The sequence below is a fragment of the Mesorhizobium sp. C399B genome (assembly GCF_030323185.1).
Taxonomy (GTDB): domain Bacteria; phylum Pseudomonadota; class Alphaproteobacteria; order Rhizobiales; family Rhizobiaceae; genus Mesorhizobium.
The window spans coordinates 5,225,615-5,240,143 of sequence record NZ_CP100472.1 but is presented as its reverse complement, the minus strand read 5'-3'; the positions used below and the strand labels follow the sequence as shown (position 1 = coordinate 5,240,143).

At 63.5% G+C, this 14,529-nt stretch carries 15 protein-coding genes; 14 read left to right on the top strand and 1 reads right to left on the bottom strand.

The genetic code is table 11. The features are described 5' to 3' along the window. Nucleotides 1-5: 5 nt before the first annotated feature. Complete coding sequence (locus NLY36_RS24785) at nucleotides 6-1,139, bottom strand: aminomethyl transferase family protein (protein ID WP_023668543.1); 1,134 nt, start codon at nucleotides 1,137-1,139, stop codon at nucleotides 6-8. A 286-nt stretch (nucleotides 1,140-1,425) separates the two neighbouring features. Here NLY36_RS24785 and NLY36_RS24780 point away from each other — a divergent pair, with 286 nt between their 5' ends. From NLY36_RS24780 to NLY36_RS24715, 14 genes are all read left to right on the top strand, one after another. Continuing rightward, complete coding sequence (locus NLY36_RS24780; protein WP_023668544.1) at nucleotides 1,426-1,713, top strand: hypothetical protein; 288 nt, start codon at nucleotides 1,426-1,428, stop codon at nucleotides 1,711-1,713. A 28-nt stretch (nucleotides 1,714-1,741) separates the two neighbouring features. Then, nucleotides 1,742-2,119 carry a hypothetical protein gene (locus tag NLY36_RS24775; RefSeq protein WP_023668545.1) on the top strand — a complete coding sequence of 126 codons (378 nt, stop codon included), beginning with the start codon at nucleotides 1,742-1,744 and terminating at the stop codon, nucleotides 2,117-2,119. A gap of 27 nt (nucleotides 2,120-2,146) precedes the next feature. Continuing rightward, nucleotides 2,147-2,308, top strand: a complete 162-nt coding sequence (locus NLY36_RS24770; RefSeq protein ID WP_023735618.1) for a hypothetical protein — start codon at nucleotides 2,147-2,149, stop codon at nucleotides 2,306-2,308. A gap of 14 nt (nucleotides 2,309-2,322) precedes the next feature. Beyond that, nucleotides 2,323-3,717: an APC family permease gene (locus tag NLY36_RS24765; RefSeq protein WP_023735619.1), complete on the top strand. Its 1,395-nt coding sequence runs from the start codon at nucleotides 2,323-2,325 to the stop codon at nucleotides 3,715-3,717. A gap of 42 nt (nucleotides 3,718-3,759) precedes the next feature. Beyond that, nucleotides 3,760-4,449: a hypothetical protein gene (locus NLY36_RS24760; protein ID WP_023735620.1), complete on the top strand. Its 690-nt coding sequence runs from the start codon at nucleotides 3,760-3,762 to the stop codon at nucleotides 4,447-4,449. Then, nucleotides 4,446-4,763 carry a hypothetical protein gene (locus NLY36_RS24755; RefSeq protein WP_023668549.1) on the top strand — a complete coding sequence of 106 codons (318 nt, stop codon included), beginning with the start codon at nucleotides 4,446-4,448 and terminating at the stop codon, nucleotides 4,761-4,763. The genes NLY36_RS24760 and NLY36_RS24755 overlap by 4 nt, the downstream gene beginning before the upstream one ends. 84 nt (nucleotides 4,764-4,847) lie before the next feature. After that, a complete protein-coding gene (locus NLY36_RS24750) occupies nucleotides 4,848-5,744 on the top strand; it encodes a class II glutamine amidotransferase (RefSeq protein WP_023668550.1) in 897 nt (298 codons plus the stop codon). Nucleotides 5,745-5,748: 4 nt separating this feature from the next. After that, nucleotides 5,749-6,477, top strand: coding sequence for a GltB/FmdC/FwdC-like GXGXG domain-containing protein (locus NLY36_RS24745; protein ID WP_023668551.1), 729 nt, complete (start codon nucleotides 5,749-5,751; stop codon nucleotides 6,475-6,477). A 6-nt stretch (nucleotides 6,478-6,483) separates the two neighbouring features. Next, the gene (locus NLY36_RS24740; protein ID WP_023687061.1) at nucleotides 6,484-7,812 is read left to right on the top strand and encodes an FMN-binding glutamate synthase family protein; all 1,329 of its coding nucleotides are present in this window, start codon (nucleotides 6,484-6,486) and stop codon (nucleotides 7,810-7,812) included. Between the two features lie 30 nt (nucleotides 7,813-7,842). Next, a complete protein-coding gene (gene glnT / locus NLY36_RS24735) occupies nucleotides 7,843-9,150 on the top strand; it encodes a type III glutamate--ammonia ligase (protein WP_023684436.1) in 1,308 nt (435 codons plus the stop codon). 36 nt (nucleotides 9,151-9,186) lie between these two features. Continuing rightward, on the top strand, nucleotides 9,187-10,440 hold the full coding sequence (locus NLY36_RS24730) for a sarcosine oxidase subunit beta family protein (protein WP_023668554.1): 1,254 nt from the start codon (nucleotides 9,187-9,189) through the stop codon (nucleotides 10,438-10,440). A 15-nt stretch (nucleotides 10,441-10,455) separates the two neighbouring features. After that, entirely contained in the window at nucleotides 10,456-10,731 is a 276-nt protein-coding gene (locus NLY36_RS24725) for a sarcosine oxidase subunit delta (protein WP_023684437.1), read from the top strand. A 199-nt stretch (nucleotides 10,732-10,930) separates the two neighbouring features. Continuing rightward, nucleotides 10,931-13,912: a sarcosine oxidase subunit alpha gene (locus NLY36_RS24720; RefSeq protein ID WP_023735621.1), complete on the top strand. Its 2,982-nt coding sequence runs from the start codon at nucleotides 10,931-10,933 to the stop codon at nucleotides 13,910-13,912. After that, on the top strand, nucleotides 13,905-14,522 hold the full coding sequence (locus NLY36_RS24715) for a sarcosine oxidase subunit gamma (RefSeq protein WP_023735622.1): 618 nt from the start codon (nucleotides 13,905-13,907) through the stop codon (nucleotides 14,520-14,522). The genes NLY36_RS24720 and NLY36_RS24715 overlap by 8 nt, the downstream gene beginning before the upstream one ends. The last annotated feature ends 7 nt before the right edge of the window (nucleotides 14,523-14,529 follow it).

Here is a 14,529-nt window from a genome sequence, read left to right as displayed (position 1 = left end):
GTGCCTCAGCCTTTCGCCGTGCGCTTGGTCTTTTTGGGATCGTCGAAGGGCAGAGGCTGCGCCGTCGCCCTGATCGAACCGCTCTTGTTGCGGATCTCGAGCTTGGTGTCCTTGACCGCGCAGTCGACGTCGAGGCGGGCGATGCCCATCGATTTCTCGACCAGCGGCGAATACATGGCGCAGGTGACCACGCCCACCTTTTTGCCGTCGCGATAGACCGGCGCGCCCTCATCCGCGGGTTGCTTGCCGTCGAGCAGCACGCCGTAGATCTTGAAGCGCTCCTTGCCCTTGAGGCGGTAATGCTCTTCGGCGCCGCGAAAGCCGGTCTTGCCGGGGCTGACGGTGAAGTCGAGGCCGAGCTCCCACAGCGTGTCGCCGGGGCCTTCGTTCTCGAACGGATATTTCTGCGAGTTGTCATAGGGATAAAACAGCAAATAACTTTCGACGCGCAGCATATCGAGCGTGGTGAAGCGGCACGGAATGATGCCGGCGCTCTTGCCCTCGTCGAGGATCCTGTCCCAGATCGTGCCGGCGTCCTGGCCGCGGCAGAATATCTCGTAGCCGCGCTCGCCGGTATAGCCGGTGCGCGAGATCATGACGGGAAAGCCGAACAGCTGCGTCTGCATATGATGGAAATAGTTGAGGTCGCGAATGCCCGGCACATGCTTTGAGAGATAGTCGACCGCGGTCGGTCCCTGCAGCGACAGGTCGTGCAGATTGTCGTCGAAGCGCAGCGATACGTCGCGGCCGACGGAAGCGCGCTGCAATTCCTCATGGCCGGTGCCGGAGCCGTGCACCACCATCCAGGCGTTCGGCCCGGTGCGGTAGAGGATGCAGTCGTCGGTGAATTTGCCGGCCTCGTTCAGCATGCAGGCATAGGCCGACTTGCCGGGATAGATCTTCTCCACGTCGCGCGTCGTTGCCAGGTCGATGAGGTGTGAGGCGTGCGGCCCGGTGATGTGAACCTTCTTCAGGCCCGACACATCCATCAGCCCGGCCCTGGTGCGGATGGCGGTATATTCCTCGTCGGCGTCCTTGTCGTAGGTCCAGGCGGTGCCCATGCCGCTCCAGTCTTCGAGCTTCGAGCCTAACGCGCGATGGCGATCCGCCAGGGTCGAAAATCTCCAGGATGCCGTCATCCGCAAATCCTCCGTTCGAAAATTCTATTGTGTTCCCGGCTCCCTGCGCGGAGGCGGGAGCATTTGGTCGAATATTGATCGCAAACATCCTGATGCCGCAATACCCGCAAGCAAATAATTTCATTGTCAGGCAAAATTCGCGGCTGGGGACAAACGGTTAACCCAACGTAAAATCGGCTTGACAATTGCTGGATTCGGCCCGAATTTATGAAAAAAATTTCACTCTGTTGAAAGAGGGCAGCGGGCGGCCAATTCGGGGTCGGGCGCTGGAAAAAGGGGAAAACTGATGTCAGACCTGCAGCAGCGCATCGAAGCGCTGTACCGTTCCGACCTGCGCGGATCCGCGCTCCTGATCATCTGCCTTTGGGCGACGATCCTCTTCGTGCTCGTCATGACATGGCCCTACATCCCGGACACCGGGATCAAGATCGTCGTCGCGATCGCGGCGGCCGCCGTGCTGATCTTCAACACGGCCGCCATCCTGGCGATGGTCAATCACTACAAGGAAGACAAGGACTTCATCTACGGTCTCGACATCAAGAACGCCGACGCGGCCCGCAACCGCAAGTCCTGAAAACAGAACGTCCTGAGGGGTAGAAGACATGTCGCGCTACACGCCGCCGGAACAAGGCAAGGCCGGGCAGATTTTCGATATCGTGGTCGTTGTGGTCGCCATTTTCGTGGCGCTGTGGCTGCCATTGAAACTCGGCCTGGCAGGTGCGGCGAAATCCATCGACGCGCTCGATGCCAAGACCTGGGAAGCGTTGGGGCAGAACCCGACCATGGCCTCGATCTGGGAAAAGCTCGGCTATACGCCGGAGACCGCGCACGACATCATACAGAACCGCTTCCATTACATCATCGACTGGCCGACGCTGATCATCATGGCGGCGGTGCTGATCGGCTATTTCGTCTTCCTGTTCCGCGCCTCCGACCGCGAATATCGCGACGTCATCAACGAAAAGTTCGACGACAAGTAACGCCAGAGATTTTGGGGAAGCACGCTCATGTGGGTCGCACTCTCTTACGCATCGTGGGGCATCTCGATCGTGCTCGCACTGTGGATGCTTTACGACTGGTTCCAGATCGACACGACCTATTCCGAGGAGGTGCTGACCTCCTCGCGCGAAGGCGAACTTGAAGCCGCTTCCGAAAAACACCGGATCTGAGTGGGGATTGAACAATGACGATCGCGCTTGAACCGGCAATACACGGCGACAGGGTTTCACTGCTACGCGTGCTCGGCCCGGCCCATGTCTGGGCGCTAGGCGTCGGCATCGTGCTGGTCGGCGAATTCACCGGCTGGAATTTCTCGGCCGACAAGGGCGGCGCGCTGGCAGCGCTCATCGTCTGCTGGGTGGTCGGGCTGCTCTACACCTCGGTCGCCATGATCGATTCCGAGGTGACATCGACCGTCGCCGCCGCCGGCGGCCAGTACGCGCAGGCTAAGCACATTGTCGGGCCGCTGATGGCCTTCAACGTCGCGCTGTTCCTGGTCTTTGCCTACACCATGCTGGAGGTTTCGGACGCCATCCTGCTCGGCGACACCATCGTCGCCAAGGCCGGCGTCGAAGGGCTCACCCACAACTCCTTCATTGCCGCCACCATCGTCGTGCTGGCATGGCTGAACTATCGCGGCGTGCTGATGACGCTCAACGTCAACTTCGTCATCACGGCGATAGCCTATGTCTCGATCGTTATCCTGTTCTTCTCGGTCAGCCCCTGGACGCAAGGTGCTGTGCTGAAGCTCAACGAGCTGGTCACCCCCGGCAATGCGCTGCCCTATGGTTGGATCGGCGTCATCGCGGCCTTCCAGTTCGGCATCTGGTACTATCTCGGCATCGAAGGCACCACGCAGGCCGCCGAGGAAGTGCGCTCCCCGGCGCGTTCGCTGCCTTACGGCACCATGGCCGGCATGATCACGCTTTTGATCGCCGCCGCCATGACCTGGTATGTCTGCGCCTCGCTGATGCCCTGGGAGTACCTCGGTATCACCTATTATCCCTTGTGGGACGCCGGCAAGCTGACCGGCAGCCCGCTGCTGGAAAACCTGTTGTTCGTCGCCACGCTGCTCGCGGCACTGGCGTCGGCCAATGGCTGTATCAACGATGCGGCCCGCGCGTGGTTCTCGCTTGGACGCGACCGCTATCTGCCGACATGGTTCTCGGCCGTGCACCCGAAATACCGCACGCCCTATCGCTCGATCCTGTTCCTGTTGCCGATCGCGCTCGCCTTCGCCTTCATAGCCGACCTCAACCAGGCGATCACCTTCTCGATCCTGTCGGGCGTGCTGCAATACACCTTCATGAGCATCAACATCATGATGTTCCGCAAAAAGTGGCCGCTGGGCACGATCCGCCGCGGTTATACGCACCCGTTCCACCCGATCCCGGCGATCGTGCTGTTTTGCCTCTGCGTGGTGACCTTCTTTGCGATCTTCCTCGGCTACGGCACGCAGCTGATCGCCATGGTCGCCTTCTACTTCCTGATCTCGCTGTGGTTCCACTTCTACCGGTACCGCTATGTGCGTCGCGGCGACCAGTTCACCATGCCGTGGCCGAAGCCGCAGGGCTATTGACAGGAGAGGGCCTGCCGGTTTGGGCGGGCATGGCGTGACGAGGTGTCTGACGTGACGACAGCATTGCTGGCCGGGGCGATCGCCCTGGCTCTCGTCCTGCACCTTGCCTGGCATGCGCGCGCCAGCCGCAAAAAGGCCAAGGCTGATCTTGCAGCCGAGGCAGCCAGCATCCGGACCGTCATCACAGATGCCGTTGATGTCTCCGATGGCACAGCCGGCGTTGTCACCTGGGCGGGTTCGTGGAACGGACAGCGCGTGCAGCTGCGCACCATCGTCGACACGCTGGCGACGCGAAAGCTGCCGGCGCGATGGTTGAGTGTCACCATCACAGAGCCGGTTGCGGTGCCGGCGACCTTCGACATGATGATGCGGCCGGGTTCTCCGACGACCTTTTCCAATTTCGACCACCTCCAGCACACACTGCCGAGGGCACCCGGCTTCCCGGCCGAAGCGGTGCTGCGAACCGACCTCAGGGCGGCGCGCTTTCCGCAGAACCTCATCGCCAGCCATCTCGACATCTTTACCGAAGGCCGCGCCAAGGAACTCTTGATCACCCCGAACGGCGTGCGCATCGTCTGGCTGCTGGCCGAGGCCGAGCGGGCGCGCTACGGCGTGTTCCGGCAGGCCGCATTCGGCGGCGCAAGGCTGGATCCAACGCTGGTCGAGAGGTTGCTCACCTCAGCCTCGGGGCTGCGCGATGCCATCAACCGACAGGAAAGGCAGGTGGCATGAGCGCACCCGCACCGACAAACCCGTATCTGGTGCTCGGCGCTGCCATCGTCTTACCGGCCAGCGGCCACGTCATTCTGGGCGTGCCCGTGCGCGGCCTGCAGTTCCTGTTCTTCATGGTGATCCTCGCCTGGGTGACGGCCAAGATCGCGCCGGCCGATGCCAGCTTCGTCGGCCGCCACGCCGGCGGCTTCCTGATCTATGCGCTGTCGATCCTCGATGCCTACAGAATAGCCCGCATCCGCACCGCCACATGGATTCACAGCGCCCGCGACGGCGGCGATAGTTCACAAGGCCGCATCGAGCCGGATACGTAACTACAGGAATATTTTTTTCATACGATTGAATTCGCACGACGCATTCGATACATCATCGTCTAGTGGTAACGCCGGGAGGCTGACATGTGTGGAATCGTCGGACTTTTTCTGAAAGACAAGTCGCTTGAGCCGCAGCTCGGCTCGATGCTGTCGCAGATGCTGATATCGCTCAGCGATCGTGGCCCCGACAGCGCCGGCATCGCCATCTATGGCGCGCCTTCCAGGAATGAAGCCAAGATCACCATCCAGTCGGCGAAGCCCGAGCGCGATTTCCGCGGCCTCGACGCCGAACTCGCCAAGGCCATTGGCGCGCCGGTGAGCATAGCGGTGAAGTCCACCCATGCAGTGTTGAGAACCGCGCCCGACAAGGTCGATGCCGCGCGCGAAGCGCTGCAGTCAATCCGCCCCGACGTGCGCATCATGGGCGCCGGCGAAGCGGTGGAAATATACAAGGAAGTCGGTCTGCCGGAAGCGGTCGTCGACCGTTTCGACGTCCGCTCGATGACCGGCACGCATGGCATCGGCCATACCCGCATGGCGACGGAATCGGCCGTCACCACGATGGGCGCGCATCCGTTCTCGACCGGCGCCGACCAGTGCCTGGTACACAATGGCTCGCTGTCCAACCACAATAATGTGCGACGTGAGCTGGTGCGGGAGGGAATGAAATTCGAGACCGAGAACGACACCGAGGTCGCCGCCGCCTATCTCTCGTCGCAGATGGCGCATGGCAAGAACCTCGGCGAGGCGCTGGAAGGTACGCTGTCCGACCTCGACGGCTTCTTCACCTTCGTCGTCGGCACCAAGAACGGTTTCGGCGTGGTGCGCGATCCGATCGCCTGCAAGCCCGCCGTCATGGCCGAGACCGACCAGTATGTCGCCTTCGGCTCGGAATATCGCGCGCTGACCAAACTGCCCGGCATAGACAATGCGAGGGTCTGGGAACCGGAACCCGCAACCGTCTATTTCTGGGAGCATTGAGCCCATGCCGGCAACCAAACTTTCGAAGGCGGCGCAAGACCAGGCGTCCCGGGTCTTCGATCTCGATGTGTCGTCGCTGCGAGAGCTCAACCAGGCGCTTCACAATCTGACGCCCGGCTCCAACGAAACGGCGTGGGAAGTGCTGCACCCGAAGGGCAGCCATTCGGTTGCCGTCGGCGTCGACCAGCCTGTCAGCATCGATGTGCGCGGCAGCGTCGGCTACTACTGCGCCGGGATGAATGACGGCGCTGCCATCACCGTGCACGGCTCGGCCGGACCTGGCGTCGGCGAAAACATGATGTCGGGCTCGATCGTCATCAAGGGCGACGCCAGCCAGTATGCCGGCGCCACCGGCAAGGGCGGGCTGCTGGTCATCGAAGGCAATGCCTCGTCGCGCTGCGGCATCTCGATGAAAGGCATCGACATCGTCGTGCACGGAAATATCGGCCACATGTCGGCCTTCATGGCGCAGTCCGGCAATCTGGTGGTGCTGGGCGATGCCGGCGACGCACTTGGCGATTCCATCTACGAAGCGAGGCTGTTCGTGCGCGGCAAGGTCGAAAGCCTGGGCGCCGACTGCATCGCCAAGGAGATGCGGCCCGAGCATATCGAACTGCTGCAGGGACTGCTCGACCGCGCCGGCGTCACCGGCGTCAAGCCGTCGGAATTCAAGCGCTACGGCTCGGCGCGCACGCTCTACAATTTCAATATCGACAACGCCGACGCGTATTGAGGCAGCATGACCTACAAGAACCCGCCGACGACGCCGCGCAAATCCGCGACCTTCGACGACTACACGCTTTCCGAAATCCGCCGCGCCGCGGCGACCGGCATCTATGACATCAGGGGCGCCGGGGCCAAGCGCAAGCTGCCGCATTTCGACGACCTTTTGTTCCTCGGCGCCTCGATCTCGCGCTATCCGCTGGAAGGCTATCGCGAGCGGTGCGACACGTCGGTCGTGCTGGGCTCGCGCTATGCCAAGAAGCCGATCGAGCTGAAAATCCCGATCACCGTTGCCGGCATGAGCTTCGGGTCGCTGTCCGGCCCGGCCAAGGAAGCGCTCGGCCGTGGCGCTACGCTCTCAGGCACGTCGACCACCACGGGCGACGGCGGCATGACCGAGGAAGAGCGCGGCCATTCCAAGCAACTGGTCTACCAGTACCTGCCGTCACGCTACGGCATGAACCCCAGGGATTTGCGCCGTGCCGACGCCATCGAAGTCGTTGTCGGCCAGGGCGCCAAGCCCGGCGGCGGCGGCATGCTGCTGGGACAAAAGATTTCCGACCGCGTCGCCGAAATGCGCACGCTGCCGAAGGGCATCGACCAGCGCTCGGCCTCACGCCATCCCGACTGGACCGGGCCGGACGATCTCGAGATCAAGATCCTCGAGCTGCGCGAGATCACCGACTGGGAAAAGCCGATCTACGTCAAGGTCGGCGGCGCCCGCCCCTATTACGACACAGCACTTGCGGTGAAGGCCGGCGCCGATGTCGTCGTCGTCGACGGCATGCAGGGCGGCACGGCGGCCACCCAGGAAGTATTCATCGAAAATGTCGGCCAGCCGACGCTTGCCTGCATCAGGCCGGCGGTGCAGGCGCTGCAGGATCTCGGCATGCACCGCAAGGTGCAGCTGATCGTGTCGGGCGGCATCCGCAATGGCGCCGACGTCGCCAAGGCGCTGGCGCTCGGCGTCGACGCGGTGTCGATCGGCACGGCAGCGCTCGTCGCGCTCGGCGACAACGACCCGCGCTGGGAGGCCGAATACAATGCGCTCGGCACCACCGCCGGCGCCTATGACGACTGGCACGAGGGTCGCGACCCCGCGGGCATCACCACGCAGGACCCCGAACTGATGAAGCGGGTCGATCCGATCGCCGCCGGACGGCGGCTGGCGAACTACCTCAAGGTGATAACGCTGGAGGCGCAGACCATTGCGCGTGCCTGCGGCAAGAACAGCCTGCACAATCTCGAGCCCGAGGATCTCGTAGCCCTCACCATCGAAGCCGCCGCCATGGCTGGCGTGCCGCTGGCCGGCACCAACTGGATACCGGGGAAAAACGGCTTCTAAAAAACACATCAAAATAAGCGAGGAACTATAATGGGGAACGATCTCGCCGCATTCGCCAAAGAGAACGGCGTCAAATATTTCATGATTTCCTACACCGACCTGTTCGGCGGCCAGCGCGCCAAGCTGGTGCCGGCGCAGGCGATCGCCGACATGCAGAAGGACGGCGCCGGCTTCGCCGGTTTCGCCACCTGGCTCGACCTCACGCCGGCGCATCCTGATATGCTGGCGGTGCCGGATCCGGATTCGGTGATCCAGCTGCCGTGGAAGCCCGATGTCGCCTGGGTCGCCGCCAACTGCATCATGGACGACAAGGAAGTCGAGCAGGCGCCGCGCAACACGCTGCGCCGGCTGATCGCGGAAGCCGCCACTGACGGCATGCATGTCAAGACTGGCGTCGAGGCAGAGTTCTTCCTGATCTCGCCGGACGGCAGCGTCATCTCCGACAAATACGACACGGCTTCAAAACCCTGCTACGACCAGCAAGCGGTGATGCGCCGCTACGATGTCATCGCCGAGATTTGCGACCACATGTTGGCGCTGGGCTGGAGCCCCTACCAGAACGACCATGAGGACGCCAACGGCCAGTTCGAGATGAACTGGGCTTTCGACGATGTGCTCGCCACCGCCGACAAGCACTCCTTCTTCAAGTTCATGGTCAAGTCGGTGGCCGAGAAACACGGCCTGCGCGCGACCTTCATGCCAAAGCCTTTCCAGGGCCTGACCGGCAATGGCTGCCACGCCCATATTTCGGTCTGGGACAAGGCCGGCAAGGTCAACGTCTTTGCCGATAACGCGATGGAACTCGGCCTGTCGGCCAAGGGCAAGAATTTCCTCGGCGGCATCATGAAACATGCCTCGGCGCTGGCCGCCATCACCAACCCGACGGTGAACTCCTACAAACGCATCAACGCGCCGCGCACCATTTCGGGCGCCACCTGGGCGCCGAACACGGTGACCTGGACCGGAAACAACCGCACTCACATGGTGCGCGTGCCCGGCCCCGGCCGCTTCGAGCTGCGGTTGCCGGACGGCGCCGCAAACCCTTATCTGCTGCAGGCCGTCATCATTGCCGCCGGTCTCGACGGCATCCGCTCCAAGGCCGATCCCGGCAAGCGCTACGACATCGACATGTACCAGAACGGTCACACTGTGAAGGGCGCGCCGAAGCTGCCGCTCAACCTGCTCGACGCGCTTCGCGAATACGACAAGGACAAATCGCTCAAGGCGGCGCTGGGTGAGGAATTCTCGTCGGCTTATCTAAAGCTGAAGCAACAGGAATGGAATTCCTATGCTTCGCACTTCACGCAATGGGAGCGCGACCACACGCTGGACATATAATCGTCCTAGCGGTGCGAGCGACCTCGGAATGACCTGATGAAATATTCGATCTTCTCGCTCGCCCGTGCTGCCCTTTCCGGCCACAAGAACTGGCAGCGCACCTGGCGCGATGCGGCGCCCAAGGACCACTACGATGTTGTGATCATCGGCGGCGGCGGCCATGGGCTCGCCACCGCCTGGTTCCTCGCCAGCGAGTTCGGCATCAGAAACGTCGCCGTGCTGGAAAAGGGCTGGATCGGCTCCGGCAATGCCGGCCGCAACACCACCATCATCCGTTCCAATTACGGCCTGCCCGGCAATACCGGCTTCTACGAGCTTTCGATGAAGCTTTGGGAGCGGATGGAGCAGGACCTCAACTATAACGCCATGGTCAGCCAGCGCGGCGTCCTCAACCTCTATCATTCCGATGCGCAGCGCGACGCTTATGCGCGGCGCGGCAACACCATGCGCATCAATGGCATCGATGCCGAACTGCTCGACCAGGCGGCGCTGAAGAAGATGCTGCCGTTCCTGAATTTCGACCATGCGCGCTTTCCCGTGCAGGGCGGCCTCCTGCAGCGCCGCGGCGGCACCGCGCGGCATGACGCGGTGGTCTGGGGCTATGCCCATGCGGCGAGCGAACTCGGCGTCGACATCATCCAGAACTGCGAGGTCACCGGCTTTGTCCGGGACGGCAACGGCAAGGTGACTGGCGTCGAGACGTCGCGCGGCAAGATCGGCGCCGGCAAGGTCGGCATGGCAGTCGCCGGGTCATCGTCGCGTGTCGCAGCGATGGCGGGCATGCGCCTGCCGATCGAAAGCCATGTGCTGCAAGCTTTCGTCTCGGAGGCGATCAAGCCGCTCATCCCCGGCGTCATGACCTTCGGCGCCGGGCATTTCTATGTCAGCCAGTCGGACAAGGGCGGGCTGGTCTTCGGCGGCGACATCGATGGCTACAATTCCTACGCCCAGCGCGGCAATCTGCCTGTCATGGAAGATGTCTGCGAAGGCGGCATGGCGCTGATCCCGATGATCGGCCGCGTGCGGCTTCTGCGCCAGTGGGGCGGTATCATGGACATGTCGATGGATGGCTCGCCGATCATCGACAAGACACCGGTCGACGGGCTCTACCTCAACGCCGGCTGGTGTTATGGCGGCTTCAAGGCGACGCCCGGTTCCGGCTTCGTCTTTGCCCATCTTCTGGCGCGTGACGAAACGCACAAGGAGGCGGCGCTGTTTCGGCTCGACCGCTTCCAGCGCGGCGCCATGATCGACGAAAAGGGCCAAGGCGCCCAACCGAACCTGCATTGAGGCGGCCGGAACAAGATGCGTATCACCTGTCCTTTCTGCGGCGAACGCGAACTCGGCGAGTTCAGCTATCTCGGCGATGCCAAGCCTGTACGGCCGGCGGCGGATGCCGGCGAAGATGCCGTCTACGACTATGTCTATCTGCGCGACAACATCGCCGGCGTGATGGCAGAGAACTGGTATCACGGCGGTGGCTGCCGGGCCTGGCTGAAGGTCACCCGCAACACGCTGACGCACGAGATCTCGGCGGTGGAACCGGCGGCGGGGGCTGGTGCGAGCCAGGTGGAGACATGAGCTATTCTGTCGAGACCACAGCCGTCGCGAAAAGCGCCAGCCCCCTACCTCCCCCTTGTGGGGAGGTCGGACCGCAGGTCCGGGTGGGGGTCGGTGCCGCACCCCCACCCCGCTGCTGCGCAGCGACCCCCCCCACAAGGGGGAGGGTGAAGAGCGCGACGGTCCCGCCTGGCATTGGATCGATGAGAGGCCGGCCATCGTGAGTTCCAGCCAATCCCATCGTCTCACATCCGGCGGTCTCATCGACCGCTCGGCGCCGCTCAACTTCCGCTTCGATGGCAAGAGCCTCTCCGGCTTCCAGGGCGACACGCTGGCGTCGGCGCTGGTCGCCAATGGCGTCAAGCTGGTCGGCCGCTCGTTCAAATACCATCGTCCGCGCGGCATTCTGACTGCGGGCTCGGAAGAACCCAACGCGCTGGTCGAACTGCGCACCGGCGCACGGCGCGAGGCCAACACCAAGGCCACGACGGCCGAACTCTATGAAGGCCTCGAAGCGGCCAGCCAGAACCGCTGGCCGTCGCTGCGCCACGATGTGATGTCGGTGAACCAGCTGTTCGCACCGATCTTCGTCGCCGGCTTCTACTACAAAACCTTCATGTGGCCGGCAAAATTCTGGGAAATGGTCTACGAGCCGGCGATCCGACGCGCCGCGGGTCTGGGTCGCGCGGCGGTCACCCCCGATCCGGATCACTACGACAAGGCCTGGGCGCATTGCGATGTGGTGATCGCCGGCTCTGGTCCGGCCGGTCTCGCCGCCGCACTCGCTGCAGGCCGCAGCGGTGCGCGCGTCATCCTGTGCGAAGAAGATTTTGCGCCCGGCGGCCGTCTGTTGTCGGATGGCGGCACGATCGACGGTCTGCCGGCCGCGGAGTGGCTGTCGCGCACACTGGCCGAGCTCAGCTCGATGCCGGATGTCCGCATCATGACCCGCACGACCCTGTTCGGCGTCTATGACGGCGGTACCTATGGCGCGATCGAGCGGGTCAACGATCATCTGCCGGTGCCGCCCCAGCATCAGGTGCGCCAGCGCCTGTGGCGCATCGTGGCCAAGCGCTGCGTCGTCGCCGCCGGCGCGATTGAGCGTCCCATCGTCTTTGCCGGCAATGACACGCCCGGCGTGATGATGGCGTCCGCCATCCGCACCTACGTCACACGTTATGCGGCGACGCCGGCAAAGCGGATCGCGCTGTTCACCAACAATGAGGATGGCTGGCGCACGGTCGAGACGGCACTCGGCGCCGGACTGCAGATCGCGGCGGTGGTCGACGCGCGGCCTGACGTCTCGCCTGCCCATCGTTCTCTCGCTTCCAGGAACGGCTTCACCGTGCTGCATGGTTCGGTCAGCGGCGTCGACGGCAGCAAGGACGGCGTAAGAAAAATAGCGGTGTCGCTGACCGGCGGCGCGCGCGCCGAGGTCGAGGCCGACGGGCTTGCCGTTTCCGGCGGCTGGAATCCGGCGGTCGGGCTCACCTCTTACCATCGCGGCCGGCCGAAATGGCGAGACGACATCGCCGCCTTCGTGCCGGACGGCGCGCCGCCCGGTATGGTCGCCGCAGGTGCGGCTAACGGCGACTTCGGGCTAGGCGCCTGCCTGCGCGCAGGTTTCGAGGCCGGCGCCGCAGCGGCGCGGGACGCGGGACGCAATGGCAATCCGGGCTCTGCAGCTGTTGCCGGCGACGAGTCCTTCTCACTGACCCCGCTCTGGCACGTCGCTGGCAAAGGCAAGGCCTTTGTAGACCAGCAGCATGACGTCACCGCGTCCGACATCGAGCTGGCGCAGCGCGAGGGTTTTGAATCGGTCGAGCATCTGAAGCGCTACACCACGCTCGGCATGGCGACCGACCAGGGCAAGACGTCCAATGTCGCCGGCCTCGCCATCATGGCGGCGGTGTCGGGCAAATCCATTCCCGAGACCGGCACGACCATCTATCGGCCGCCTTACGTGCCTGTCGCCATCGGCGCCTTTGCCGGCCATCATCGCGACGAGACTTTCCATGCCACACGGCTGACGCCGTCGCATCACTGGGCGGCCGAACAGGGCGCGATCTTTGTCGACACCGGCCTGTGGAAGCGCGCGCAATGGTATCCGCGCGCCGGCGAGAAAGACTGGCTGGAATCGGTCACCCGCGAGGTCAAGGCGGTGCGCGGCGGCGTCGGCTTCTGCGATGTGTCGACGCTGGGCAAGATCGATGTGCACGGCCCCGATGCCGGCGCCTTCCTCGACCGCGCCTACATCAACACCTTCTCAAACCTTGCCGTGGGAAAAGCCCGCTACGGGCTGATGCTGCGCGAGGACGGCCTCGTCTATGATGACGGCACGACCTCGCGGCTGGCCGATGACCATTATTTCCTCACCACGACCACGGCGAAGGCCGGGCTGGTGATGCAGCATCTCGAATTCTGCCGGCAGGTGCTATTCCCCGAACTCGACGTGCAACTGACCTCGGTCTCCGACCAGTGGGCGCAATTCTCGATTGCCGGGCCAAGGACGCGAGACCTGTTGAAGGAAATCGTCGACCCTGCCGAGGACCTTTCGAACGAAGGTTTTCCATTCATGGGCGTGCGCGAAGTCGCTTTGCGCGGCGGCATCAAGGCGCGGCTGTTCCGCATCTCCTTCTCCGGCGAGATGGCGTTCGAGATTTCGGTGCCGGCGCGTTACGGTGAAGCGATGGCACGCAATTTGATGCTGGCGGGAAAACCGTTCGGCGTGACGCCGTATGGCACAGAAGCCCTCGGCGTCATGCGCGTTGAAAAGGGCCATGTCGCCGGACCGGAACTGAGCGGCACGACGACCGCCGCCGATCTCGGTCTCGGCAAGATGATGTCGACCAAGAAGGATTTCATCGGTCGCGTCATGGCCGGCCGCGAGGCGCTGGTGGCGCCGGACCGGCAGGTCGTGGTCGGCATCAAGCCGGTCGACAAGGCGCGCCGCCTGCGCTCCGGCGCGCACATCATCCCGAAGGGCCAGACGCCCGGGCCTGATAACGACCAGGGCTACGTCACCTCGGTCTGCTTCTCGCCGACGCTCGACCAGTGGATCGGTCTCGGCCTTGTCGAGCGCGGCCGCGAACGCATCGGCGAGATCGTCCATGCGCATGATCCGCTGCGCGGTGAAGACTATGATGTCGAGCTCTGCAACCCCGTCTTCTACGATCCCGATGGAGGGCGCCAGCGTGGCTGATTTTTCCTGGGATGTTCGCAGCCCGCTCGAGCGCGCGCTCGCTCCTGGCGCTTACGGCGTGCAAGGCGATGCCGGTGTGTCGTTGGCCGAGATCCGCAATTTCGACCTCGTCCAGGTGATGGCACGGCGCGGCAAGGCGGGTGATTTGGCCGAGGCCGCGAACGCTCGTTTCGGCGTCGCGGCTCCGGAAACGCCGAAGGCGGTTGGCACCGCGGATGCGACGCTGATCTGGTCGGGACCGGATCAGTTTTTTGTCCTGTCGAAGGGTGGCAGGACTGAGGTGCTCGCTCAGACCTTTGCATCTTCCGCCTCACTATCCGACCAATCGCATGCCCGCGTGCTGATCAGCGTCTGCGGCCCCAAGGCGCGCGCCATGCTGGCGAAACTGTCGTCGATTGATTTGCATCCCGATGCGTTTCCGGTTGGCGCTGCTGCCGCGACTTCGATGGATCACACCAGCGTCACGCTCTGGCGTGGTGGTGACAAGGCGGATGGGCAGGCGGTGTTCAACATCCTGGTGTTTGCGACGTTTGCCGAAAGTCTGTGGCACACGATGTTGGATTCGGCTGCGGAGTATGGTGTGGCTATCGAGCATTCCGAGGAGCTTTAGCTCGATA

Coding starts and splice junctions, on each gene's coding strand:
- glnT (WP_023684436.1), top strand. CDS start 7,843: ATGGGGAACGATCTCGCCGCATTCGCCAAAGAGAACGGCGTCAAATAT.
- NLY36_RS24785 (WP_023668543.1), bottom strand. CDS start 1,139: ATGACGGCATCCTGGAGATTTTCGACCCTGGCGGATCGCCATCGCGCG.
- NLY36_RS24775 (WP_023668545.1), top strand. CDS start 1,742: ATGTCGCGCTACACGCCGCCGGAACAAGGCAAGGCCGGGCAGATTTTC.
- NLY36_RS24740 (WP_023687061.1), top strand. CDS start 6,484: ATGACCTACAAGAACCCGCCGACGACGCCGCGCAAATCCGCGACCTTC.
- NLY36_RS24780 (WP_023668544.1), top strand. CDS start 1,426: ATGTCAGACCTGCAGCAGCGCATCGAAGCGCTGTACCGTTCCGACCTG.
- NLY36_RS24765 (WP_023735619.1), top strand. CDS start 2,323: ATGACGATCGCGCTTGAACCGGCAATACACGGCGACAGGGTTTCACTG.
- NLY36_RS24770 (WP_023735618.1), top strand. CDS start 2,147: ATGTGGGTCGCACTCTCTTACGCATCGTGGGGCATCTCGATCGTGCTC.
- NLY36_RS24755 (WP_023668549.1), top strand. CDS start 4,446: ATGAGCGCACCCGCACCGACAAACCCGTATCTGGTGCTCGGCGCTGCC.
- NLY36_RS24750 (WP_023668550.1), top strand. CDS start 4,848: ATGTGTGGAATCGTCGGACTTTTTCTGAAAGACAAGTCGCTTGAGCCG.
- NLY36_RS24745 (WP_023668551.1), top strand. CDS start 5,749: ATGCCGGCAACCAAACTTTCGAAGGCGGCGCAAGACCAGGCGTCCCGG.
- NLY36_RS24725 (WP_023684437.1), top strand. CDS start 10,456: ATGCGTATCACCTGTCCTTTCTGCGGCGAACGCGAACTCGGCGAGTTC.
- NLY36_RS24730 (WP_023668554.1), top strand. CDS start 9,187: ATGAAATATTCGATCTTCTCGCTCGCCCGTGCTGCCCTTTCCGGCCAC.